Here is a 23700-nt window from a genome sequence, read left to right on the forward strand (position 1 = left end):
TCCCTGTTCCCTATTGGAAGGAGATTAACAGGTTTTGATTAATTGTCATTTGTAAATCAGTGTTGGGTTCAATGGTAATTAAATCAACGCTGCTCTTACCAAAGAAAAGACCAATTAACGCCCCAATACCAGCACCTCCAAGTACTTCTTCTGTGGCAATAGCGCGATCGCCTGTCACCGCAGATACCGCCGCTGCTGCACCTGCACCCAATACGGTATTTTTGATAATTGAACTAGTGCTAGTACCCTTTCTCACAGTTTCAGTTTTGGTGATCACATCAGAAGTTGCACTAATGTTATATTGTTGACCGGATGGTAAAACTAATTTCTGAGCCACAAATTGAGAACCACCCTGTGCCGGTCTGAGTTCACCTATAACCTGGCTACCAGCAGGAATCACAACCGCACCATCTTGAGTAATCACGTTTTGTGATGTTGTCAAAGTTAAAGGTGCAGTTTCATCTTTGGTGACAAGAATTTTTTCTGCCTTTTCATACTTGACGGGAATAGTAGTTCCTTGGGGAATGGTGACAGATGTTGGTAGAGTGGGTTGAAGAGCAACAATATAAGGTGAGTTAATTGCTGTAGCTTGATTAGAACTCACCAATGCTTGGTAAATAAAAGCTGCTACCTGCGCCCTAGAAGCGGTAACACCAGGATTGAGAAAGTTAACATTAGGATAGTTGACTACGATAGACCTCTCTGTTGCCGCAGCAATCGGAGTGCGAGCGTAACTAGAAATACTAGCGGAATCGTTGAAGTATCCCAGAGTGCTTTCAACATTATTAGTAGCAGCATATTCCAAACCGTTAGCCAGGGACACTAAAACTTGTTCGCGGGGAATAGCTTGGTTAGGTCTAAAGACATTGCCTGGATATCCAGAGAGGAAACCGATGGTGTAGGCTTGCCGAATGGCGCTGTATGCCCAATAATTACTAGGTACGTCGTTAAAATTGATTGCTTGCCGTTGTGCTGACTTGTTAAAAGCCTTGTTAATCATCGCGGCAAATTGAGCGCGTGTGACTGGTTCTTCTGGACGGAATGTGCCATCAGGAAATCCTGCAATTACACCCCGTTGTGATAATTGTTGAATAAATTGTGATGCCCAGTAGTTAGATGAGACATCTGAAAAACTAGTTTGAGCTAAGGAGGGTGTAGCTGTGATGAAGGGGGCTACAGTACCAACTGTGACACTCAAGGCCATCAATAGGGCTGTTTGTGATTGCAAGCGATTTAAATTTAACATTGGTTTTACCCTGTAAAAATTATGTGTTCTTTTTGTTAACTGTTCTGTTAACTACCTAGACAATTTTGACATTAAACAGTTCCCTATGTTTCTTATATTTTGTCAATAGTTTGACTTATAGCTTTGGTTTACTGATAAATAGGACTTTAGGAATAGAGGTGCATAGGACTTTAGTAATACAGTAAATATGACTGAGGATATAAAAGCAAGCGATCGCACACATTATTTACAGTGGCGATCGCTATTCTAAAGTAATAAAATTCACGACTTCAATTACATTAAGTCTAGTAACGAGAAAGTACTAAATTGGACTCAAGTGTGATATCTAAATCATCTTCAGGCCGCAGAACAAAGACATCAGCTTGTTTTTTCCGAATCAGCACACTTGCTAAAGCTCCTGCGGCACCACCACCAAGAGTTTCCAAAATCTCAATTTTCTTATTACCTGTAATCAATGCAATCACACTAGCAGCACCTGCACCAATAGCAGCATCAGTTAATATCTGTCCGGTATCACTTCCCTGGGAGATTCTTTCAGTCTCAGTAATAGTTCTAGAATTGGCATAAATCTGCTGCCGCTGCCCTGAAGCAAATACTAATTCTCTTGCTACAAAGCGCACACCTTGGTTATTTACATCATCTCTATTTCTCGAATAACTATTATTTAAATTGACTGGTTGTAATTCTCCGATCACTTCAGTTCTAGCAGGAATCAAAACATTTCGGTTGCTATCAATAATATCATTAGCTATTCTCAGAGTTAGAGATAATGTTTCACCAGGCTTAACAATTACCTTCTCTTTTTCATAGGTAACAGGTAAGGTGACATTTGCTGGAATAGTAGTGTTTCGAGATTGATTAAGATTGAATTGTGCTTGAGCAGGAGCAAAGGCAAACAAAGGGGTAACTGCACCTGTAGTAATTGCCATTGCCATAAGTGCAGCAGTGCTAGATTTCCAACGCATAAGACGACTCATAAGATAGGTTCCAATAACTTGTGATATTTATTAAGACGTGGATTGAGTAGGATAGTTTCTTTTGTTATCTTTAGGAAAAAACCTATTGACACTCACACTCAGGTTTTACCCTTCTCATTCCCATACTCTTCTCGTTCCCATACTCTGTATGGGAATGTGGGCTAAAGAAAGGCTCTGCCTTCTGTGACGATAAGAGGCAGAGCCTCTGTGATAGCATTCCCAGTCAGAGACTAGGAACGAGATAATCACCCAACCTAAGTCCCCCACTTCAATTTTGTACTCCGAATCAGTAGGGACTTACGGCGAAATGGTTACATCTAGCAAATAAACAGCTAATAATGTGCAAATAAAAACCCGCCTAACGGCAGGTTTAAAATTGTAGAACAGAAGAAACGCCTACTTTGCTAATAACTCATCACTCAAATTAGAAGCTGAATGTAGTACGTAGAGTACCTACATAAATGGTGTCGTTGCTATCGTTGTGTTCAGGATTGAAGATTACTAGCAAACCGGGGGTAATCATAATGTTGTCGGAAATCTTCATTTTGTAGAGGGCTTCTGCATGATATGAAGTGCCGGATTCTTTCGTAAAACTACCAGGCAGAATGTTATTAGGATTGCTAACATCGGTAACTTTAGGAGGTTGACCGAAGATTAGACCCAAAGTATTGCCTTGTCTACCGAAGTCTTTCACACCCAAGGTAGTAGCCCAATAAAAAAAGCTTGCATCTTCAGGTCCAACTTGGTTGTTCGCTGTAGTGTAACCAACCCAACCACCAAGAGTCAATTTAGAACTGGGTTGGAAGGTAGCTTGCAAACCGTAGTTATCAGATACAACAGGAACAGGAACACCGAGATTATTCACAATACCATTGGCATAGGAACTTCCTGTTTTGCCAAACAGGTCTGTTGTACCAGCTTTCTGATAAGTGCGAGCATAGGTTAAACCAATATTGAAAGCTTTGTTAGGTTTGAATTCTAACTGCCCAAAAATAGTGTTGTTACCATCAAAAATCCCGTTCTTCTCAGCAGGATTAGCAGCACTATTCCTACCTGTAGCAAAATAAGCTGCACTTAAAGTCAATGGACCTTGAGGATTAAAGTTAACAGTTATACCTGCACCATCACCAGCTTGACGATAGATGGGGCTGAAACGTCCATAACGGGAAAGAGCGCCTGAACCACTGCTTTTAAAATCAGGGTTGAAGACGTTGACGTTTTCATTCAACTCACCACCAACAGCATCAATCTTGACACGAATTCTTTCACCAAAGTTGAAAGCGTAGTTTAGTTTATCAACTCTGACATTATTACTAGTATTACCGTCATAACCCAAACGGGTCATGTTAGTTCCTGTAACACCATTGTTTTCGATGATATTTTTCGCTTCCAAACGGGTTTGCAACAGATCTGTACCCATAAAGCTACTTTCTAAGGTCAGGCGCACCCGGTTAGAAAAAGTGGTGTTACCGTCTAATTCAGCGTTAGGATTAGTACCTTCTTTATTATCAGCTTGCTTATCACCAAATGCTTGAGACACGCTGAAAATAGCTTCACCCTTCAACTTGGTTGTGGTGGAAAATTGATTTGCTTCTAATTCAGCAGTACGAGCTTCTAAAGCATCAACGCGACCGCGCAGAGTTGCTAATTCCGCAGAAAATTCTTCTTGTAAACGCTGCAAGGTAGCCAAATCTTCTTTGTTTACCATGTCAGCGGTAGCTGTAGCAATCAGTTCGTTAACCCGGTCTAAGCAGGCATTCAAACCAGCTGCAAATTCATACCGGGTCAAAGCTCGATTACCACGGTATGTACCGTTGGGATAACCTGCAATACAACCATAACGCTCAACTAAAGACTGCAAAGCTTGGAACGCCCAGTCTGTTGGTTGTACGTCGGAAAATTGAGAAACGGAAGTTACTTGACCAATACTATTTGATTCTTGTGATAACTGAGCAACGCTTGTTGCTTGTTCGTTAACTTCAACTTCAGCAGCGAAAGCGCTGTTAGCAGATAAAAAGGTCGCTGCAATAACTGGACTTACCTTGAGAATATTCCAAAATAGTTTTGTCATGTTCTTAACTCTCTCACACACACTTAAAAAAGCTTTTTTGAATTTGACGAAAGTATTGATGCTAATAACTAAGGTTCTTCAGTTTTTTATGGAAAACGAATTTCAAAATCGTTGAAAGCTTTATTAAATAGGCATTTCATTCATTGAAAATTAGGGATTAATTTTTTTATGACCCTTGTTATGGAAGGGTTTTGTTATAGTTAATCCTCAAATCACCATAAAAATAGTGCAAGAGCCATAATTAATTCATGAGACATCTCAAGAAAAAATGTATAGAAGTTCAATGGAACTTCTATACAAGGCTTCTAGTAAATGTACATTTAATTTGCGGAGATGTCCATTACTCAATTTAGAAGCTGAAGGTAGTACGTATAGTACCTACATAGATGGTATCGTTGCTATCGTTGTGTTCAGGGTTGAAGATTACCAACAAACCAGGGGTAATGAGAATGTTATCAGAAATTCTCATTTTATACAGACCTTCTAAGTGGTAAGAAGTATCGGAATCTTTAGTAACACCAGCACTACCGCCAGTAACTTTAGGTGGTTGACCGAAGATAAGACCCAAAGTGTTACCTTCTCTACCGATGTCTTTCACAGCTAAAGTAGCAGCCCAGTAAAACAAGTCTGCATCTGCATTACTTACTTCACTTTGTGCAGTGGTGTAACCAACCCAACCACCAAGACTAAATCTAGCACTAGGGCTAAACGTAGCTTGTAAACCATAGTTGTCAGATGTAGTAGCAAAATTATTAAATGGTCTGCGGGCTAGACTACCACCTGTGCTACCAAAAAGGTCTACTTCTCCACTTCGTTGATAAGTCCGAGCATAAGCTAAACCCACGTTGAAAGCCTTGTTGGGTTTGAATTCTAACTGACCAAAAATGGTGCTATTGCCGTCAAAAATCCCATTTTTCTCACTGGGGTCATTAGAACCAACCGGGGCTAAATATGATGCACTTAAGGTAAATGCACCTTTAGGATTCAATTGCACAGTTAAACCCGTACCACCTGCACCTTGACGATAAATGGGGCTAAAACGTCCGTATCGGGAAAGAGCGCCTGAACCACTGCTCTTAAAATCAGGGTTGAAAACATTGACGTTATCGTACAACTCAGCGTTATTTGCATCAACTTTGACACGAATCTTGTCGCCAAAGTTGAAAGCGTAGTTAATTTTATCAATTTCTACGTTGTTACCGTTATCACCTGCGAAGCCTAAGCGGGTCATCCGTGTACCAGTAACTTCGTTATTTTGGACTATATTTCTAGCTTGCAAACGGACTTGTAACTTATCTGTACCAGTAAAGCTGCTTTCTAAGCTCAACCGCACTCGATCAGAGAAAGTTGTGTTTGCCTCTAAGTCTGCACCGTTATCTGCTCTCTTATCACCAAAAGCTTGCTCTAAAGCGAAAATTGCTTCACCCTTTAATTTGGTTGTGGTGGAAAACTGGTTTGCTTCTAATTCAGCAGTACGAGCTTCTAAAGCATCAACGCGACCGCGCAGAGTTGCTAATTCCGCAGAAAATTCTTCTTGTAAACGCTGCAAGGTAGCCAAATCTTCTTTGTTTACCATGTCAGCGGTAGCTGTAGCAATCAGTTCGTTAACCCGGTCTAAGCAGGCATTCAAACCAGCTGCAAATTCATACCGGGTCAAAGCTCGATTACCACGGTATGTACCGTTGGGATAACCTGCAATACAACCATAACGCTCAACTAAAGACTGCAAAGCTTGGAACGCCCAGTCTGTTGGTTGTACGTCGGAAAATTGAGAAACGGAAGTTACTTGACCAATACTATTTGATTCTTGTGATAACTGAGCAACGCTTGTTGCTTGTTCGTTAACTTCAACTTCAGCAGCAAAAGCACTGTTAGCAGACAAAAATGTCGCTGCAATAACTGGACTTACTTTGAGGATATTCCAAAATAGTTTTGTCATGTTTCTTACTCTCTCACACACACTTAAAAAAAATCAAAGTGATGATAAAGCCCCTTTAAACTTAAGGGAATTCACTCACAAAGTTTCAGTAATGACTATACATTATTTATCATAGTTAGCACAACCCCTTTTGTTAATTTTTGACCTATCAAACTAAGTTTGGTGATAAAACCCACAGAGGGTAAGAAGCATGGGGTATGGAAAAAACTAAATTCTAATAAAGTTATAAAGATGTGGAAGGATACAAGATAGCATTAGACATCTTCGACAAAGATTAATACTTCTGAAATTCAGAATCCAGAAGTTTTTAGTTGATTGCTTATAGTTCTGTTTGTGAAAATCTAAGGAAAGAGTCTCACCCTGCTAATCTAATTGCTCTCTTGTTAATTTGGGTGGTAAGTTTAAAACAATACTCCGTTTATAACGTAATATTTTTCCTTCTTCTTCAAATTTTTGTAAGAGCCGTGTAACTGTGACTCTGGTTGTGTTGAGTACCTCTGATAGATCCTGATGAGTTACATTTAAATCAATTAGTTTACCCTGTTCTACGTCACGACCAAATTTTTCACTTAACCACACTAAAAATTGCCACAATTTTAGGGAAGTTGGTTTTTGATGTAGTATGCTTATCAATTCTTCCGCTTGTTGAATGTGGCGTAATAAAGCTTTGATATCTTCATGCCAGATATGATGAGGAATAATGCTTGCTTCGACACTTGTTAAACATTCAATTTGGTAGGGTTTAACTTTGGATAAAGGATAGCCAACTATATCTCCCAAGCCCCAATAACCTAAGGTGATAGATGATCCATCTTCATTCCAGGTTGAGGTACGAACTATGCCGCGATCAATACGCCATAAAACATCATTACTGATGGGAATTACAGAGCGACGAGTGAATAAATGTTGGGGAAATTGTTTATTTTCAGGAGATTTTAGAGTTTGATTAGTAGAATACGTCATTTTTAGGTTAAATGGGTAGGAAATTTAAATGAAGTATCCTGACAAATAAACAGAATTAATGGTCAACAGGAATTAGATAGAAGATATTTTTGAGTTATCTCCCATTTACTGTAATAGTGAAAGTTTAAGAATAGGTTAGCTTTTAGCTAAAACCGATAAAAACTCTGATGGTGAGGATGTAAATGTGAGGACAGTATACTAGTACAAGTTATGCCCAACAAAACAACAAGCAATTGAAATGCTAAGAACGTTGACCGGTGACAATATATGCGACTCGTTGACCGATGTTAGTAGCATGATCTGCCATTCGTTCTAGACAACGAATTGCTAATGTTAAGAGCAGAATTGGCTCAATTATGCCTGGAACATCTCTTTGATACGCTAAGGTCTGATAGAGATGATCATAAGCGTTATCAACAGCATCATCTAAATACTTAATACGCCGTCCGCTAACTTCATCCAAATCAGCTAAAGCTACTAAGCTGGTTGCTAACATTGCTTGGGCATGATGAGACATCAATGCAATCTCTGGTAGAGTATCATGAGGTGGATAAGGAAATATTTTAATGGCGATTTTGGCTAAATCCTTGGCGTAATCGCCAATTCGCTCTAAGTCTCTGACTAATTGCATATAAGCGCTCAAGCAACGTAAGTCCTGAGCCGTAGGTGCTTGTAGTGTCATAATTGATGTACAGTCAGATTCTATTTGTCTATAAAAGCGATCAATTTTTTTATCTAATCGGGGGAGTTCCTCAGCTGCTGTTAAATCGCGGGCAAGTAATGCCTGGTGACTGAGGCGAAATGATTGTTCTACCAAAGCTCCCATACGCAATACATCGCGTTCTAAGCGCCTAATGGCGCGTGATGGCTGTAATTTTTCAAAATTGGAATCATGTATAACAGCTTTCACACTTGTAATCTCAAAATTGTATTTTTTTAACTATAATCTTGCTGTGGTGAGTTTGCCATGATCCTTGGTAGGTGAATTTGCATCCAAGCGCCACCTGTTTCTGGATGGTTCATGGCTTTGATTTCTCCACCGTGGGCGATGATCATTTGCTGGACGATCGCTAAACCCAAGCCGCTACCAGTAATTGCTGTTGTCGTTTGGCCTTGAGGAAGTGACTCATGATGTCTGGCTTTATCTCCCCGGTAAAATCGCTCAAAGATATGGGGTAAATCCGTAGCAGCAAAACCAATACCGGAGTCAATGATATTAATTTCTACGATTTGAGAGTTGGCATTGCTCCCAAGCAACTCATTAACAGAGATAATATTAATTTCAATGTAAATAGTTGTCCCTGAGGGGCTGTATTTGATGCTGTTATCCAATAAGTTGACAAATACCTGGTAAATGCGGGATTTATCGCCTTGAATGTAGATGTTTTCGAGGCCAGAATAAGAAATATTCAGATTTTGATGTTTTGCAAGTGGTTCTAAAGTTTCCCACACCGAGGCGATGAGCGATCGCACTTCCAGGGATTCTAAATGCAATTGCATGGTGGCGTTGGTTTCCATTTGCGTCAGTTCTAACCAACTTTGCACCAAGTTAATTAGTCGATCAACTTCTTGCATCAAACGGTTAACCCAACGATCCAAAGGCGGTTCCAAGCGGGATTGGAGAGTTTCTGCTACCAAACGAATAGAAGTCAGGGGAGTTCTCAATTCATGAGCTAAATCAGAAAAAGAGCGATCGCGCTGCTGATTCATATCTAGCAACGGTTGGCGATTTTCTAAAAATACCCCCACTTGTCCTGCCATCAAAGGTAAACTAGAAGCCTGTAAAGTCAAAGGCTTTAACTCCAACATAGCTGTAGCATTTTCACGAGACGGGTGAAAAACCCATTCTCGCACTTGGGGTTTTTGCCAATCACGAGTTTGCTCAATTAACTGATCAAGTTCATAAGACCTCACCAACTCTAACAACAAGCGTACCTGTCCCGGTTGCCACCTTTGCAGATGCAAAATTTCCCGCGCTTGCTGATTACACCATAACAATTGATTTTCTTCGTCTACTTGCAAATATCCTAAAGGTGCAAAATCTAGTAATTCCTTGTAAGTTGCCAACGACAACTGCAAATCTTGCCTTTGTCGCTTCACCATTGACATTTCCTGCCGTAAGCGTGGCAACAAAGGCAACCCTATCCTACCAGAATGGGAACCTAACGGCTGGAGTACTTGCTCCAAATAGCCGTTCATTTGCACCTGTTGCCAAAACAAGAACCCAATACCGACCACTAAACCAAGACAAAATCCTAATAAAAGCATTTGAGTAGTTAGTTGCTATGTAACTACTAAAAACTAACAACTATCTTCCACAATTAGCCAAACCGATAACCAAAACCTCTCACAGTCACAATATATTCTGGATGACTGGGATCTTCCTCTAACTTTTCCCGTAACCAGCGGATATGAACATCCACAGTTTTGCTATCACCAACAAAATCTGGACCCCAAACCTGATCTAGTAGCTGCTCTCGTGACCATACCCGGCGAGCATAACTCATAAACAGTTCCAACAAGCGGAATTCTTTAGGTGATAGATTTACCTCTTGTCCCCGAACCAACACTCGGCACTCTTGAGGATTTAAGCTAATTTCTTTATACTTTAGTACTGGAATTTGCGGCACAATACTTAAACGTTGTTGACGGCGCAGTAAAGCGCGACAGCGAGCCACCAATTCCCTCATACTAAATGGTTTAGTCAGGTAGTCATCTGCTCCCACTTCTAAACCCAGTACTCGGTCAGTTTCGCCACCTTTGGCACTTAACATCAAAATAGGAACTGAGTTGCCTTGATGACGCAACAAACGACAGATATCCAACCCATTGATTTGCGGTAACATCAAATCTAAAAGTACCAAGTCAAAGGGTAATTCTCCGGAATTGGGTTCGTAGCTTTTGAGATATTCTATAGCTGCTCGTCCATCAGTAGCAGTGATCACTCCATAGCCTTCTTCTTCCAAAGCCACAACTAGCATTTCCCGAATGAGTTCTTCATCTTCAACTACGAGAATGCGGCTGGTTTGTCCGAGATCCGTTTTGGCAGAATACTTCGTTAATTCGCTGGTATACATTGATAACACAGGGTTTTGAAACTATACTTGTATCGATAATCTTTTAACTGCCGACAATCCACATTTATTTCAGTGGAGCTATTTTTGTTAGATTGTGCTGTATATCACAAAATAACTATACTATAAATCACATTGCCTACTAGCGACAAAGTATTTTTGGTGCCGTTATATATTTATCAGACAGAATACAGGAGTCAGAATGCAGTTGGGTATTTTGTCCGACTGGCGAATGTATAACTTGGCTTAAAAGCCTCACTGAATCTATATACTTGCTGATTTTTGAATTAGTGGGTATGAATCCCCCACTACTAATTAATTCTCACTCCTGACTCATTATTCAACCTGATTGCTCCTCAAGGAGTTAAATTTTGTCTTGACAATCACAAATTAGTTGAGTATGATTTTAGTACAAATTTACTACAACTTAATCAAGCAAGTTTAACCGCAATAACTCTTGATGACAAAGTGTGCTTATATCAGTTTTTCAGTATTTATACTGCATTAACAACACTGTTTCAAAAGCTAATCTTATGTCTGCATAGGGTATATCTTTCTACCTACTTAATCATTACTTATTTCAGGGAGTTAAAATATGACAACAGGTGTAATCAAAGACAGCAAACAACAACTAGTACAAGCATTTCAACAAATTCGTGCAGAAAGAAAAAAACTAGAAGCCAAAATAGCCACCAAACAAGAGGAAGCAGAAAAAGCTAAAAACCAAGAAATTTTAACAGCAGCTTCTACCTATACCGTTGATAGTATTGTTAAAGGTTTAGCTGATTTACAATTAGAATTTGGTAGCATTGTTAATGCACTTTCTGAAAAATTAGCTCAAGAAAACTCTAAATTAGATGAACTCAATCAGGCTATAGAAATTGAAACTCTACGTCTACAAGAACTACAGCAAATTAGAGTTGTAGCAGATACATTAGATATTTTTACTCAAGAACATCAAGAAAAGTTAAAAATTTTAGAACAAGATACTGCTAATAAACGCGAATCATTAGAAAAAGAAGTTACTCTCAAACGAAAAGAATGGCAAAAAGAGCAGACTGAATTTGCAGAAAAGCTGCAAGCATATATTGACTTATTAGCTAAAGAACGTCAGCAAGAACAAGAGGAATATCAATATAAATTAGAAAATACTCACAAGCTAAATACAGATACTTATCAAGCTATAAAACGTAAATTAGAACTGGAAATACAAGAGAATACCCAACAGAGGGATAAAGATTGGTCAGAACGAGAAACAATTCTCACTGAACGTCAACCCCTATTGACTGAATATCAACAAAAAATTGCTGTATTTCCTACCGAACTGGAAGAAGCAGTTAAGAAAACTAGGGAAGATGCAATTAAAGACACCAGCCAAAAAGCGAAGGTTGAAGCTGATTTATTTGAAAAAGAATGGGAATCCACAAAACAGAGTTACGAAGCTAAAATTCAATCTCTGGAGGAAACAATTCAGAAACAAATACAACAAATTGAAGGCATTTCTGTTCAACTACAAACTGCACTCACACAAGCGCAAGATTTGGCAATGAGAGCTTTTGATAGTGCCAATTCTAAATAGCACTGAATCTTGATAATGTTGGGTTTTCTTGCATTAACCCAACCTACAAACTATACCGCATTTAATTTGCATAATTAAGGCAAGCAAGATGCCCACAAAAAAATAGAACTATTAGTTATGCAAATTAGCTGATTTTTAGGCTAGATATTCTGAAATTTGTAGAGGTTAATTATGGCGGCAAAAAAACCAACTGATAAAAATACAAAAGCGGAAATTCTTCAGGCTTATGAAGAGTTAGCCAAAGAGCAATCTGCTCTCAAAACTGAACTATCACAAGCTCAAAAAGAAACTAAATCTGTACCTCAAGAAAAACCAAAAGCAGAATCTAAACCAGCCATGACACAGCCTACTAGCATTCAGCAAAAGATGAATAATACTATTGAAAGCTTGATGAAAATTCAGCTAGGTTTTGGTGGTGCTGCAAATGAATTATCGGAACAGCTTAGTACAAAAGCTTCTAAGTTAGCAGAAATTGGGGAATCTGTGACAACTGAAATTCAACAACTATCCCAACTGCATAATTTAGAAGTATCTGAGAATATTTTAGATACTTTGATAGAGTCTTACGATGAGAATGAAAAAGCTTATCATGAAGAGTATAGTGAACGCTATGAGGTTTTATCGCAAGAAATATTAGAACTGAGGAATACTTGGACAAAAGAACAGGAGGAACATCAACGCACAATTAAAGAACGGAATGATAATCTCAACAGAACTAGACAACGAGACGCAGCAGAGTATAAATATGATTTAGAACTCCAGCGTAAATTAGCGAATGATGAATATGAACAGCAGCAGAAAATTTTATATAAACAACTGGAAGAATTGCAACAAACCACAGAAAAACAACGGGCTGAAAGAGAAAAGGCAATTTCTGAGCGAGAAAAGCAATTTGAAGAATTGAAAACTAAGGTAGAGGCTTTACCGAAAGATAAAGAAGCTGCAATTAAAAAAGCGACTGAGGAGGGTAAAGGTATTGCTAGTTATCAAGCTAAGGTAAAAGCCGATTTAAATGCTAAAGAAGTAGAAGGACAAAAGCGTTTTTATGAACAAAGGTTACAATCTTTAGAATTGACGATTACTAATCAGGAGATTCGATTACAGAACCTATCTAAACAATTAGAATCTGCTCTCAAACAAGTTCAGGATTTGGCTGTTAAAGCAATTGAAGGGACTGCAAATGTGAATTCATATCAGGCTATTAAAGAGATAGCCTTAGAACAGGCTAAAAGTCAGGTAAAAAATAAATAATTCTGGCTCTACTGCTTCTTTTGTAAGACCACCATACAATTAACATGGAGATGGAGTGAAAAATCCGATTACATAAAAGGAGCAGTAGAATCAATTTAAACAGTAGCACGACTCCAAGTTAATTTGATTAAATCAAAAACGTAATCAACCGAGTTGTCTATATAATCTTCTGATTTTCCATTACCCATTACACACAATTTACCGCCAGTAATATGTATTTTACCTGGTTCTGCATAGTAAGCTTTGTGTTCACTGATCCATCCTGGCTTTTCTCCAGTTGTTTTTAATTTCTCTATTTTAAATGTGTGGATATGTAATCTATAAACTGGAGTGTAATTATAGATTCTTGTACCGAAATATCCTAAATTGCCAATGATATATATATATTCTCCCACTAACGTAGCTGAATGAAAATCAGTTGGTGGAAAAACATCTTGAGGATAACCAAAAATCTGAAAATTACCGTCACCTTGATAGACTACGACATCGTTATATATACAAAAATCTGGGTCATAGTAGTCTTCATGTTCGCCAGCAATTTCAACAATTCTGCCATCTGGTAATTCTGTAATAGTTCTACCAAATCTATCATAACACCATACTTTATCTTGCCGATTTTCTAGATCCTGAAAAGTATTTTTTGCTGTATAAGCAGAACAACCATCACAAATCATCGCTTCCCAAAAAGGAATTTTCATCAATTCTGGATTGGTTTTACCAAAGCGCGGATGTTTACCAGTAAAATATTGCTCTGGCGATAATTGTGATAGTGAGAATTTGCTATTTTCAATTCCAGTGAGTGAGCGTCGCATATCATTATTAATATAGCCGTTCCCCTGGTGCAACTCCGGCGACAGATCCTATTTTCAACAATTTAACTTTGACTTGCGGTGTTAAAACTTGTCAAATAAAAAATAAATGTAGAGACGTAAATAGAATTACATTTCTACATTTGGTATGAATTTTGAGTTAATTATTCTGTTTTTGGTTTTCCTAGTCCTTTCGGGGGCTGAGGTTTTTTAGCTTTTGTGTATATCTGCTGTGCTTTAAGCTTTGGCTTGGAAGTTGCTTTTTGGTTAGACATCAGAATTCACCTTGATCTTCGATGATAATTTTATCTACAAAAGTAAGATAAATCATTCCCGAAATCTGGAATGTTCAAGCAAAGCTAGAAAAATCTAGGTTGGGTGGAATATCTTGAATGCGTCCTGGGCCGATCGCACGTAATGCTTCTTTGAGGATAATATCTTCAGTATACAAAGCCTTGCCAACTATTACGCCTGTTACACCTTGGGGTTCTAAGGCTAATAAACTTAACAAGTCGGTAATTGAACTTACACCACCAGAAGCGATAACAGGAATGGAAATTGCCCCTGCGAGTTCTCGTAATGCGTCTAGATTTGGCCCCTCTAGTGTACCATCACGGTTAATATCGGTGTAAATAATGGCTGCTGCACCTAATTCTTGCATTTGTGTCGCTAGTTGGGTGGCTAAAACTTCAGAGGTTTCTAACCAACCACGAGTTGCGACTAAACCGTTACGGGCATCTATGCCAACTATAATCTGTTGGGGAAATTCTTGACAGAGTTGTTGAACTAGCTGGGGTTGTTCGACTGCGACGGTTCCCAGAATTGCCCAATTTACGCCGAGATTAAATAATTGTTGCACACTGGAGCGATCGCGCAATCCCCCACCTACTTCAATGGGGATAGAAACTGCGTTAGTGATAGCTTCAATTGCGGCTAGGTTAACGATTTTCCCAGCTTTTGCGCCATCTAAATCAACTAAATGCAATCTTGTCGCGCCTTGTTCTGCCCAGAGTTTGGCAACTTCGACGGGGTTTTCGCTAAATACTTGCGATCGCTCATAGTCTCCTTTATACAGTCGCACACAACGACCTTCTAGTAAATCAATTGCTGGTATTACTTGCATGATTGGTAATTGGTAATTGGTCATTAGTCATTGGTCATTAGTCATTGGTCATTGGTGAATAATTATTCCCTGTCACCTGTCACCTGTCACCTGTCACCTGTCACCTGTCACCTGTTCCCTGTCACCTGTCACCTGTTCCCTGTCACCTAAATCTTGCACTGCTTGACGAAAACCTAACACTAGTAAAATATTAGACAGGGTTAAAAATACTTCTGCACCACCATGTAACCAATCTATATTGGCTAATTGTTCTCCATAAGCGACTTTGGCATAAATACCTGCGGGGATGGTAACGCCGACGAATACCAAAGTGCCGTAAAATCCATATAGGGCTAAACGTGGCATTTGTGGACTGCGGCTGATAAACCACAAGAAACCCAAATAGGGAAACAGAGAAAGGGCAAAAAGGGTTTCTTTTGAGATCATTGCTCTGATTTGATAGTTTTTGGTTCAACTGGGTTTGCAGACTTGGTAGAACGCCAAATCCATACGGCTGCTGCCCAAAGGGTAAAATTACCAACTAATGTCATGGCAGCTTGCAGTGTCACTATCCATTCTAGCGATTCAGCGTTGTCGAAATAATGCCAAGTGCAAGCACACATAGCGCTGATTAAAGCTGGTAACATGGCAAAGGACAATCCCCACCAACTACGGTTTTTTGTGAGTTCACCATAAGTCCAGATTAACCAAATAGCGACTATCCACTCAATGACGCTAGAAACATGAATTATCCAGGTGGGAATCGAAAGAGCGTGCATAATTAATTCAAAATTCAAAATCTAAAATTTAAAATGGTGAAGATACGGGCATTATTGTCTGGGTATTACGGTAAAGGTAATGGTGGTGATGAAGCTTTGTTGGCAACACTTCTGCAAATGCTACCACCTGATGTAACGCCTGTGGTGCTTTCTGGGAATCCTGAAGAAACTAAAAAGCGTTACGGTGTGGAAAGTTACAACCGTATGGGTTTTTTGCAGATTATCAAAGCTTTGCGTTCCTGTGATGCTTTCATCTGGGGTGGTGGAAGTTTAATGCAGGATACGACTAGCAGCATTAGCCCTTTTTATTATGGGGGATTAATGGCTTTAGCTCAAGCTATGGGTTTGAAAACTGTAGCTTGGGGACAGGGAATAGGGCCTTTATTGCGATCGCAAACTCGTTGGTTAGCAAAGCGAAATTTTGCTCTTTGTACTAAAATCAGTGTACGCGATCGCTCTAGTGCCGCTTTATTATCAAACTGGGGTGTACCTCATATTCTTGCACCTGATCCAGTTTGGGCTTTAGAATCTAAACCAGTAACAGAATTAGCAGATTTACCAAAACCTAGAATTGCCGTTATTTTAAGAAATCATCCCCAACTTACAGAAACTCGGTTAGCAAATTTAATTCATGCCTTAGTTGATTTACAAAAAGCTACCCAAACATTTATTTTATTATTGCCTTTTCAAAAAAGTGAAGATTTAGGAATTGCAGAAAAAATTCAACTGCAATTAAAAGATGTTAGTAAAATTATTTGTGCAGAAGATCCACAACTTCTAAAAGGTATATTTCGTGGTGTAGAAATGGCAATAGGAATGCGTCTACACAGCTTAATTATGGCAGCTAGTGAAGGTTGTCGTTGCTTCGCATTAAGTTATGACCCCAAAGTCAACCATTTGATGGAAGATTTAGAAATACCTGGATGGGATTTAAAGGATTTACCAACTGATGTAGATTTAATGAGTAAAACTTGGATTCATCATTATCACAATAGTGAAGCATTATCATCTGAGAAAATACAATCTTTAGTAAATGGAGCCTTTTTACATCGAGATTTATTGAAAGAATCCTTGAGTAATAAATTAGCTGGCTACTAAGAAAACCTAGAGAAAAATAAATACGGCTGTTTATGCGTAAGAATTTAGGAGTCAGGAGTCAGGAGTTCAGGAGTCAGTAGTTCAGGAGTTCAGGAGTCAGGAGTTCAGGAGTTCAGTAGTTCAGGAGTTCAGGAGTCAGGAGTCAGGAGTCAGGAGTCAGGAGTCAGGAGTCAGGAGTCAGGAGGAAGTTGATTTTACAATCTTGATATCGGAAGTTCAATCACAAATTCTGAGCCTCCTTCAGGACAGTTATGGTAAATTAAATTACCTTTATGAAGATCATTAATAATTTGGTAGGTAGTAAATAAACCTAATCCATATTTTTTACCAACTAATTTTGTTGTAAAAAATGGCTGAAATAGATTCGATCTATTTTCTGCGGAAACTCCTATGCCATTGTCTTTAATACTAATGATTATTTTATTTTCTGTCGTGTATGTATGAATCCAAATTGTAGGTTGAAATGAACCATCAATATTTAAATCAATTTTTGCTTCCAGTGCATCAATAGCATTTTGTAAAAGATTGATTATCGCTTGATTAAATAGCTTTACATATCCAGTAAATGGTGAAATATCTGCATAATCTTTGATAACAGAAATAGGCAAACCATCTTTTAATGTAAATTGATAATCTAATGCGAAAATATTGTCATCAATATTTTCGTGAATATCAAACATTTTTATGCCTGATTTATCAAGACTATAAAAGATATGTAGAGCTTGAATTACTGAGCGAATTCGTTCGGCTCCGGTGCGAATAGAATGAAGAATCCTTGTGAAATCTGGCAGCATAAAATCTAATTCAATCTCTGCCATCAAATCTTTGATTTGTGGAGTTACATCTGGGAATGCTTTTTGATAAAGATTAATCAGACTAATTAATTGTTCACTATATTCAGAGGCAGGATTAATATTACAAAGGATAAAACTGAGTGGGTTATTAATTTCATGAGAAATTCCGGCTGCGATTCGACCTGCATTAATTAGATTTTCTTTTTGAATGAGTTCAGATTGAGCATCTTCTAATGATAGAAACATATTTTTTAGTTTTTCATTGTTAGATATTAAATCCTTTTGTAAATTTTGAAGTTTTAATTGAGTTTTGACTCTGGCTAGTACTTCCTCTAAATGAAATGGTTTTGTAATGTAGTCTATACCGCCAACTTCAAAGGCACGAACCTTATCATCAACTTCATTACCAGCACTTAAGAAAATTACAGGAGTTGAACTAGTTTTGGGGTCATTTTTTAAATATTTACATACTTCATAACCTCCCATTCCTGGCATATTGATATCTAAAAGTATCAAATCAGGAAGAAGTGAATTAACAGCCATTAATGCTGCTTGTCCGTTGATTGCTTTCCGAATTTGGTAATTTTCTTTAGACAGAAAATCAGATAAAAAACGAATATTTTCAAGTTTATCGTCAACAATGAGAATATCCGCTATAAATGCGTTATTTTGTGGACGCATATTCATGGTATTTTTTTACGTAAAAACAAAAATCAGACAATTTTAAATTTTAGATTGATCTTACAGTTAAATCTGGAAGCTTGTAGAATTAAGGAATCATGATGTTATTTATGAGATTATTCAAAACTTGTCGATATTAATTTAGCTAGATTGTCAGAGTCTAGAGGTTTAGAAAAAAAGTAACCTTGACCGAAGTGACAATGTAATAGTTGCAGTTGGCTCAGTTGTTCACTAGTTTCAATTCCTTCAGCTATAAGAGTCATGCCCATTGTTTTAGCTATTTGGATAATTGCAGTCACTAATCCCAAACTATCAGAATTTTTAGTTAAATACCGAATAAATGAGCGATCAATTTTGAGGTTATCAACGGGAAAATAATGCAAGTAGCTGAGTGAGGAATAGCCTGTGCCAAAATCATCTATACTCAATTGAATATGTCGTTCTCGCAGATTAGAAATAATATTAGCAGCAGAGGCAAAATTTTCCATAATGGCTGTTTCGGTGATTTCTAGCTTTAAGCATTCTGGGGAAAGTTGACTTTCTACTAAAATGTTATCAATTTGTTCTACAAGGTTAGATTGAGAAAACTGGTAAGCTGATATATTAACGCTGATGGTAAATGATAAATCTACAATTTGTTTTTGCTGCCAGAGACGAAGTTGATAACAGGCTTCTTTAAGTACCCAGTGACCTAATTTTAAAATCAAACCTGTTTCTTCTGCAATGGGGATAAATTGCACTGGAGAAATACATCCCTGAGTAGGATGATTCCAGCGAATTAGGGCTTCAGCACCGATAATTTTGCCTGTTGCCAGATTAATAATCGGCTGATAATTGAGAACAAACTCTTTTTGTTGAATGGCTTTCCGCAAATCTGTTTCCATTTGTAATCGCTCACAAGCAGTTTGGTGCATTGCTGGGGCGAATATTTCGTATTTGTCTTTACCTGCGGATTTGGCTTGATACATTGCTATGTCGGCATCTCGCAGCAGAGCATCAGGTTCAGAATAAGTTGAGCAGTCGGCAACAATGCCAATGCTAAATGAGAGAAAAACCTCTCGCTCTTGGAGATAAAATGGGTGGGCGAAATGGCTAGAAATTTCTTCGGCTATGTGAATAACTGTCACAGGATCAGAGAGTCTGGTGAGCAAGAGAACAAATTCATCACCTCCTAGACGAGCCAAGACATCTTCTGGATGTAACAGGGATTTGAGACGTTGAGAAACGGCAATCAGTAACTCGTCTCCTACTGGGTGTCCTAAGGAGTCATTGATAATTTTAAAGCGATCGCAATCCAAATAAAATACAGAAAATTGATAATCAGGATTTGACTCTTTTTCTTTGATAGCTTGCCAAAGTCGCTCCATTAACAATGCACGGTTAGGTAACTTAGTCAATGGATCTTGAAAAGCCATTTCTACAAGTTGGGAATTGGCGATTTCTAACTGTTGAGTCCGTTCTCTCACTCGTTCCTCTAACTGTGCATTGAGATCGCAAATCGTTTGTTGAGCTTTAATGATTGTCAGTTGATGTTGAACCCGCGCTAATACTTCGTCTATATGGAATGGTTTGGTAATATAGTCTGCACCACCCACTTGAAAAGCCTGTACTTTATCAGCAACATCATCTGCTGCACTTAAAAAAATGATGGGAATGTGAGCAGTCTGGGGATTTGATTTCAGTTCTTGACAAACCTGATAACCACTCATATCCGGCATTCTGATATCTAATAAAATTAGACTAGGTGGAGCCGCTACAGTTGCTGTAAGTGCCATTGTACCACTAAGTGCTTTACGGGTCTGGTATCCATTGCGCTCCAAAATACTGGAGAGGAGACGAATATTTTCCAGAACATCATCAACAATAAGGATGTTGATTTGAGCAGGTTGTGGTGTAATTTGATTCGGCTGGCTGTCAATGGTCATAAATTCACCTTAGAGAACTCCACAAAAAAGATATACTGCTTGCAGCAGCGCTTCGCTATCCCCGCTCCCTGCCCCCTGCCCCCTGCTCCCTGCCCCCTTGCCGTCACAACGACGGGATATTTTTTTAGTTGGAAGTCTCTTAGTATCCTCATTCTTTTGGTTGCGTTAATAACATCAATTTGTCAAACTGATAACTTTCAATCAGTCCAGTTAAAGCTGCAATCAAAGAAGTTTGCTCAGGGGGGATTTGAGCAATGAGGTGAAGACTACTCATATCATTACCTTGGACTGCCGCAAAGTGTAATTCATGAATCCATTCCGCTGGCATGATGGCTAAGGCCATTTGATCAAGAACATATTCAGATGGCAACGAAATTGTGTTCAGGGTAATATTGTCGTCAGAAGTCGATTCATACAAGTATTCTATTTGAAGATACTGGGACAGGATTTCCAGAATTTCTTCCCAGCGGAATGGTTTGCTGACAAAATCGTCACAACCTGCGTCTAAGCTTTCCTGTCGCTGTTCGGTAAAAGCACTGGCAGTGAGAGCGATAATTTTGGTCGGGGTGAGACTTTGCTCAGTTTCTAATTCCTGTTCTAGTTGGCGGATTTGCCGAGTTGCTTGATAGCCATCAATAATGGGCATATGCATATCCATAAAGATGAGGTGAGGTTGCCATTGCTGCCAGAGTGCGATCGCAATTTGTCCATTTTCAGCTTCCTTCACTTCAAAGCCTAATCTGATCAATATTTTGCTCAGTAGCAATCTGTTAGTAGCATTATCTTCAGCAATCATAATCCGATAGTACTGCCCAGGAGCAATACTGATTGCATGATCAATGGGAAATGAACTGGAATTAAGGGCTGCTTTTGTCAAACTAACTGGAATACTAAAACTGAAACAACTACCTTGGCCTAGTTCGCTATTAACAGTAATTTCTCCACCCATCAACTGCACAAACTTCTGACTTATCCCCAATCCTAAACCTGTTCCTTCTTTAGATTTTTGACCGGCTCGTGTTTGCTGAAATGCCTGAAATAAATCACTCAGTTCTTCTAAGGCAATACCAGGGCCTGTATCTTCAACTGCAAATAAAAGAATATTCTCTCTTCCTTTGTCCGCTGTAAATGACTCCTGATGACTAACTTGCAAGGATACACTTCCTTTTTCGGTAAACTTAATGGCATTACCTAACAGGTTAATGAGTACCTGACGCAATTTATTTTCATCGGTTTTGATGTGCTGGGGAACAGTAATATCACTATTAAATCTTAGTTGTACGCCTTTAGATTGTGATTTCATCAGGAACATGGCTTCCAAACTGTAGAGCAACTTGTACAAATCAAACTCTGTTTCATCGAGTGAAATCCTGCCAGCTTCAATTTTCGACATCTCCAGCACATCATTAATCAGCGCTAACAGGTGTTCACCACTTTGGTTAATGATTTCGATATACCTTTGATAGTCAATAGTTAAGGATTTATCTTGCTGCATCAACTGAGTAAAGCCCAGAATGGCGTTGAGGGGGGTACGCAGTTCATGACTCATATTCGCCAAAAATTCACTTTTAGCCCGATTTGCAGCATCAGCAGCTTCTTTAGCTCGTTTCAGTTCCTCTGCTTGTTGCTGGGTTTGGGCAAGTAGTTCTGCTTGTTGAACTGCTACTCCCAGTTGATTTCCAATTTGGGTGACAATGCCAATTTCTGCTTGTTGCCAATTGCGGGAATGACTATTTTGATAAACTGCTAACAAGCCCCAGAGCTTTTTGCCACAAAAGATGGGAGTAATAACATAAGCTCGTGCTTGCAATTCTTCTAAAAGATTGAGATAGCAAAGATCAAATCCGGCTGTGTAGATATCATTAACGCAGCAATAGGTATTTTTTTGGCGTAACATACCGCCTTTGTTGTCTTGTAAATAGGTATCATGGCTCAAAACCTCTGTAGTACTCAGTTTAGTGGTGACACAATCGGGTTGATCTACAGCCACTTGGGTAAGTTTCGGATCTTTTGCTCGTCCGGGCAGCAAGATATTCCAATTTTGATTTACCGACTCAGAAACTAGTTCCCCACTCCAATCTGGTTGAAAGCGATAAATCAAAACGCGATCGCACTCTATCGTTTGTCGCAATTCTGTGGTGGTGATATTGAAAATTGATTCCAAATTCAGGGTTTGACGCATTCGCAAAATTACCCTGTTAATCGCCTGTTCCCGCTCTGCCATCGCCCTCATCGCAACTTCAGCAACAATCCGTTCGCTAATTTCACTTTCCAGGGCGTTATTAACTTTGACCAGTGCAGCAGTACGCTCTTCAACCCGGAATTCTAGTTCCTCATAGGCATGGTCTTTTTCTTCTTCTGCCCATTGTCGTTGCAGTTCAGTCGAAGCTCGTGCGGCAAAAACGCTCAATAGTGTTGTGGTGCGCTCATCTACCAGAAAGGGTTTAACATCAATAATGCAGAGATTACCAATCACATTTTGATTGATATCTATTAAGGGTAAACCTACATAACTCTGTGCGTCCATGTCTTTGAGCAATGGAGTCTTGGGAAAAGACTCTTGCAAATTATTTGGATAAGAACACAATAGCTGATTCTCTATTACCACTTGGCAAGGAGTATCCGTTAATTCATATTCAATGTTCTCTGCTAAATTAGAGACAGCCCAAAGCGCCAGAGTACGCAGACTGGGGGTAGAACTATTAACTGTCTTAGACACCAGCGCGTAGGACACATTTAAGGCTTTAGCTAGATTCTGCACCAGTGCCGAAAAAAAATCGTTTCCAGTCACCGAAGCAGTTCCAGCTACGATCATTTCCAGCGTTTCTTCGGTGCGTTGTCGTTCTGCTATTTGCTTTTCTAATTCCTGGTTGATGGCTTCTAGCTGTTCTGGTGTTCTTAATGCCAAAAATTGCGGCAGGAGTTCTATTAGTTGTAAAGCTGTATAACAAGATACTAAAGCAGTCAGAGCGCGTTCAATGCCAGAAATCCAGTAGTCTGGATGCCATAGTGTCCAAATATCAAGCAGGTGTCCGATACCACAGAGGACAATAAATGCCCCAAAGAGGACAAATACCTTGGAGAAGGGAATATCACTCCGCTTGCTGACAAAGTAGATCAGCATGACTGGAATAGAGAAATAAGCGATCGCAATTAGCGCATCACTGACTAAATGCAACCCGACAAGAGGCGTTTGCCACAGATAGCAATGTCCATGTGGCATATATGAATTATTCACCAAAAAACGCGGAAATAATTCCCATAAGATTGTTGGCATAGTTTTACCTTGTTGTCATTAATAGGCATTATCATTAATCCAATACAGTGAGACTGAAAGCATCTCAAATGTGTAAAATATTTAATTTTATTACTAAAAATTAAGCAATTTTACATAAAAAAAATCACTTATCTA

General features: G+C 38.9%; 18 protein-coding genes. 3 read left to right on the forward strand and 15 right to left on the reverse strand.

All coding sequences use genetic code 11. The annotated features are described in order from the left end of the window. Nucleotides 1-10: 10 nt before the first annotated feature. The 8 genes from VB713_RS02305 to VB713_RS02340 form a co-directional block, all read right to left on the reverse strand. Nucleotides 11-1246, reverse strand: coding sequence for an S-layer homology domain-containing protein (locus VB713_RS02305; RefSeq protein ID WP_323309965.1), 1236 nt, complete (start codon nt 1244-1246; stop codon nt 11-13). Between the two features lie 284 nt (nt 1247-1530). Beyond that, the gene (locus VB713_RS02310) at nt 1531-2223 is read right to left on the reverse strand and encodes a conjugal transfer protein TrbI (RefSeq protein ID WP_323309966.1); all 693 of its coding nucleotides are present in this window, start codon (nt 2221-2223) and stop codon (nt 1531-1533) included. A gap of 424 nt (nt 2224-2647) precedes the next feature. After that, on the reverse strand, nt 2648-4294 hold the full coding sequence (locus VB713_RS02315; RefSeq protein WP_323309967.1) for an iron uptake porin: 1647 nt from the start codon (nt 4292-4294) through the stop codon (nt 2648-2650). A gap of 349 nt (nt 4295-4643) precedes the next feature. Further along, nucleotides 4644-6233: an iron uptake porin gene (locus tag VB713_RS02320; protein WP_323309968.1), complete on the reverse strand. Its 1590-nt coding sequence runs from the start codon at nt 6231-6233 to the stop codon at nt 4644-4646. A 363-nt stretch (nt 6234-6596) separates the two neighbouring features. After that, nucleotides 6597-7196 (reverse strand): Crp/Fnr family transcriptional regulator, encoded by a 600-nt coding sequence (locus VB713_RS02325; RefSeq protein ID WP_323309969.1) that lies wholly within the window; start codon nt 7194-7196, stop codon nt 6597-6599. A gap of 241 nt (nt 7197-7437) precedes the next feature. Beyond that, nucleotides 7438-8106 (reverse strand): phosphate signaling complex protein PhoU, encoded by a 669-nt coding sequence (gene phoU, locus VB713_RS02330; RefSeq protein ID WP_323309970.1) that lies wholly within the window; start codon nt 8104-8106, stop codon nt 7438-7440. 26 nt (nt 8107-8132) lie between these two features. Then, complete coding sequence (locus VB713_RS02335) at nt 8133-9464, reverse strand: PAS domain-containing sensor histidine kinase (RefSeq protein WP_323309971.1); 1332 nt, start codon at nt 9462-9464, stop codon at nt 8133-8135. Between the two features lie 53 nt (nt 9465-9517). Next, nucleotides 9518-10273, reverse strand: coding sequence for a response regulator transcription factor (locus tag VB713_RS02340; RefSeq protein WP_323309972.1), 756 nt, complete (start codon nt 10271-10273; stop codon nt 9518-9520). 592 nt (nt 10274-10865) lie between these two features. Here VB713_RS02340 and VB713_RS02345 point away from each other — a divergent pair. Together VB713_RS02345 and VB713_RS02350 are read left to right on the forward strand one after the other, a co-directional pair. Further along, nucleotides 10866-11849 carry a hypothetical protein gene (locus VB713_RS02345; RefSeq protein WP_323309973.1) on the forward strand — a complete coding sequence of 328 codons (984 nt, stop codon included), beginning with the start codon at nt 10866-10868 and terminating at the stop codon, nt 11847-11849. 171 nt (nt 11850-12020) lie between these two features. Further along, nucleotides 12021-13100 (forward strand): hypothetical protein, encoded by a 1080-nt coding sequence (locus VB713_RS02350; protein WP_323309974.1) that lies wholly within the window; start codon nt 12021-12023, stop codon nt 13098-13100. A gap of 95 nt (nt 13101-13195) precedes the next feature. Here the strand turns inward: VB713_RS02350 and VB713_RS02355 are convergent, their stop codons facing one another. The 4 genes from VB713_RS02355 to VB713_RS02370 form a co-directional block, all read right to left on the reverse strand. After that, on the reverse strand, nt 13196-13912 hold the full coding sequence (locus VB713_RS02355) for a hypothetical protein (RefSeq protein ID WP_323309975.1): 717 nt from the start codon (nt 13910-13912) through the stop codon (nt 13196-13198). Nucleotides 13913-14258: 346 nt separating this feature from the next. Further along, a complete protein-coding gene (hisA, locus tag VB713_RS02360; RefSeq protein WP_323309995.1) occupies nt 14259-15032 on the reverse strand; it encodes a 1-(5-phosphoribosyl)-5-[(5-phosphoribosylamino)methylideneamino]imidazole-4-carboxamide isomerase in 774 nt (257 codons plus the stop codon). A gap of 93 nt (nt 15033-15125) precedes the next feature. Beyond that, on the reverse strand, nt 15126-15458 hold the full coding sequence (locus tag VB713_RS02365; RefSeq protein ID WP_323309976.1) for a DUF3593 domain-containing protein: 333 nt from the start codon (nt 15456-15458) through the stop codon (nt 15126-15128). Further along, nucleotides 15455-15790, reverse strand: a complete 336-nt coding sequence (locus tag VB713_RS02370; RefSeq protein WP_323309977.1) for a DUF2499 domain-containing protein — start codon at nt 15788-15790, stop codon at nt 15455-15457. The genes VB713_RS02365 and VB713_RS02370 overlap by 4 nt, the downstream gene beginning before the upstream one ends. Before the next feature lie 33 nt (nt 15791-15823). Here VB713_RS02370 and csaB point away from each other — a divergent pair, with 33 nt between their 5' ends. Beyond that, complete coding sequence (csaB, locus tag VB713_RS02375) at nt 15824-16888, forward strand: polysaccharide pyruvyl transferase CsaB (RefSeq protein WP_323309978.1); 1065 nt, start codon at nt 15824-15826, stop codon at nt 16886-16888. Between the two features lie 194 nt (nt 16889-17082). Here the strand turns inward: csaB and VB713_RS02380 are convergent, their stop codons facing one another. The 3 genes from VB713_RS02380 to VB713_RS02390 all read right to left on the reverse strand — a co-directional run bounded on the left by VB713_RS02380 (nt 17083) and on the right by VB713_RS02390 (nt 23565). Next, entirely contained in the window at nt 17083-18369 is a 1287-nt protein-coding gene (locus VB713_RS02380; protein WP_323309979.1) for a response regulator, read from the reverse strand. A 110-nt stretch (nt 18370-18479) separates the two neighbouring features. Then, the gene (locus VB713_RS02385; RefSeq protein WP_323309980.1) at nt 18480-20288 is read right to left on the reverse strand and encodes a putative bifunctional diguanylate cyclase/phosphodiesterase; all 1809 of its coding nucleotides are present in this window, start codon (nt 20286-20288) and stop codon (nt 18480-18482) included. Between the two features lie 148 nt (nt 20289-20436). Beyond that, nucleotides 20437-23565: a GAF domain-containing protein gene (locus VB713_RS02390; protein WP_323309981.1), complete on the reverse strand. Its 3129-nt coding sequence runs from the start codon at nt 23563-23565 to the stop codon at nt 20437-20439. Nucleotides 23566-23700: the final 135 nt, after the last annotated feature.

The organism is Anabaena cylindrica UHCC 0172 (genome assembly GCF_034931625.1).
Lineage (GTDB): Bacteria > Cyanobacteriota > Cyanobacteriia > Cyanobacteriales > Nostocaceae > Anabaena > Anabaena cylindrica_A.

Bases quoted from the DNA above. Each gene is read 5' to 3' on its own strand.
- csaB (WP_323309978.1), top strand. From the start codon at position 15,824: ATGGTGAAGATACGGGCATTATTGTCTGGGTATTACGGTAAAGGTAAT.
- hisA (WP_323309995.1), bottom strand. From the start codon at position 15,032: ATGCAAGTAATACCAGCAATTGATTTACTAGAAGGTCGTTGTGTGCGA.
- VB713_RS02310 (WP_323309966.1), bottom strand. From the start codon at position 2,223: ATGAGTCGTCTTATGCGTTGGAAATCTAGCACTGCTGCACTTATGGCA.
- VB713_RS02335 (WP_323309971.1), bottom strand. From the start codon at position 9,464: ATGCTTTTATTAGGATTTTGTCTTGGTTTAGTGGTCGGTATTGGGTTC.
- VB713_RS02325 (WP_323309969.1), bottom strand. From the start codon at position 7,196: ATGACGTATTCTACTAATCAAACTCTAAAATCTCCTGAAAATAAACAA.
- VB713_RS02315 (WP_323309967.1), bottom strand. From the start codon at position 4,294: ATGACAAAACTATTTTGGAATATTCTCAAGGTAAGTCCAGTTATTGCA.
- VB713_RS02390 (WP_323309981.1), bottom strand. From the start codon at position 23,565: ATGCCAACAATCTTATGGGAATTATTTCCGCGTTTTTTGGTGAATAAT.
- VB713_RS02345 (WP_323309973.1), top strand. From the start codon at position 10,866: ATGACAACAGGTGTAATCAAAGACAGCAAACAACAACTAGTACAAGCA.
- VB713_RS02385 (WP_323309980.1), bottom strand. From the start codon at position 20,288: ATGACCATTGACAGCCAGCCGAATCAAATTACACCACAACCTGCTCAA.
- VB713_RS02350 (WP_323309974.1), top strand. From the start codon at position 12,021: ATGGCGGCAAAAAAACCAACTGATAAAAATACAAAAGCGGAAATTCTT.
- VB713_RS02365 (WP_323309976.1), bottom strand. From the start codon at position 15,458: ATGATCTCAAAAGAAACCCTTTTTGCCCTTTCTCTGTTTCCCTATTTG.
- VB713_RS02380 (WP_323309979.1), bottom strand. From the start codon at position 18,369: ATGAATATGCGTCCACAAAATAACGCATTTATAGCGGATATTCTCATT.
- VB713_RS02320 (WP_323309968.1), bottom strand. From the start codon at position 6,233: ATGACAAAACTATTTTGGAATATCCTCAAAGTAAGTCCAGTTATTGCA.
- VB713_RS02340 (WP_323309972.1), bottom strand. From the start codon at position 10,273: ATGTATACCAGCGAATTAACGAAGTATTCTGCCAAAACGGATCTCGGA.
- VB713_RS02370 (WP_323309977.1), bottom strand. From the start codon at position 15,790: ATGCACGCTCTTTCGATTCCCACCTGGATAATTCATGTTTCTAGCGTC.
- VB713_RS02305 (WP_323309965.1), bottom strand. From the start codon at position 1,246: ATGTTAAATTTAAATCGCTTGCAATCACAAACAGCCCTATTGATGGCC.
- VB713_RS02355 (WP_323309975.1), bottom strand. From the start codon at position 13,912: ATGCGACGCTCACTCACTGGAATTGAAAATAGCAAATTCTCACTATCA.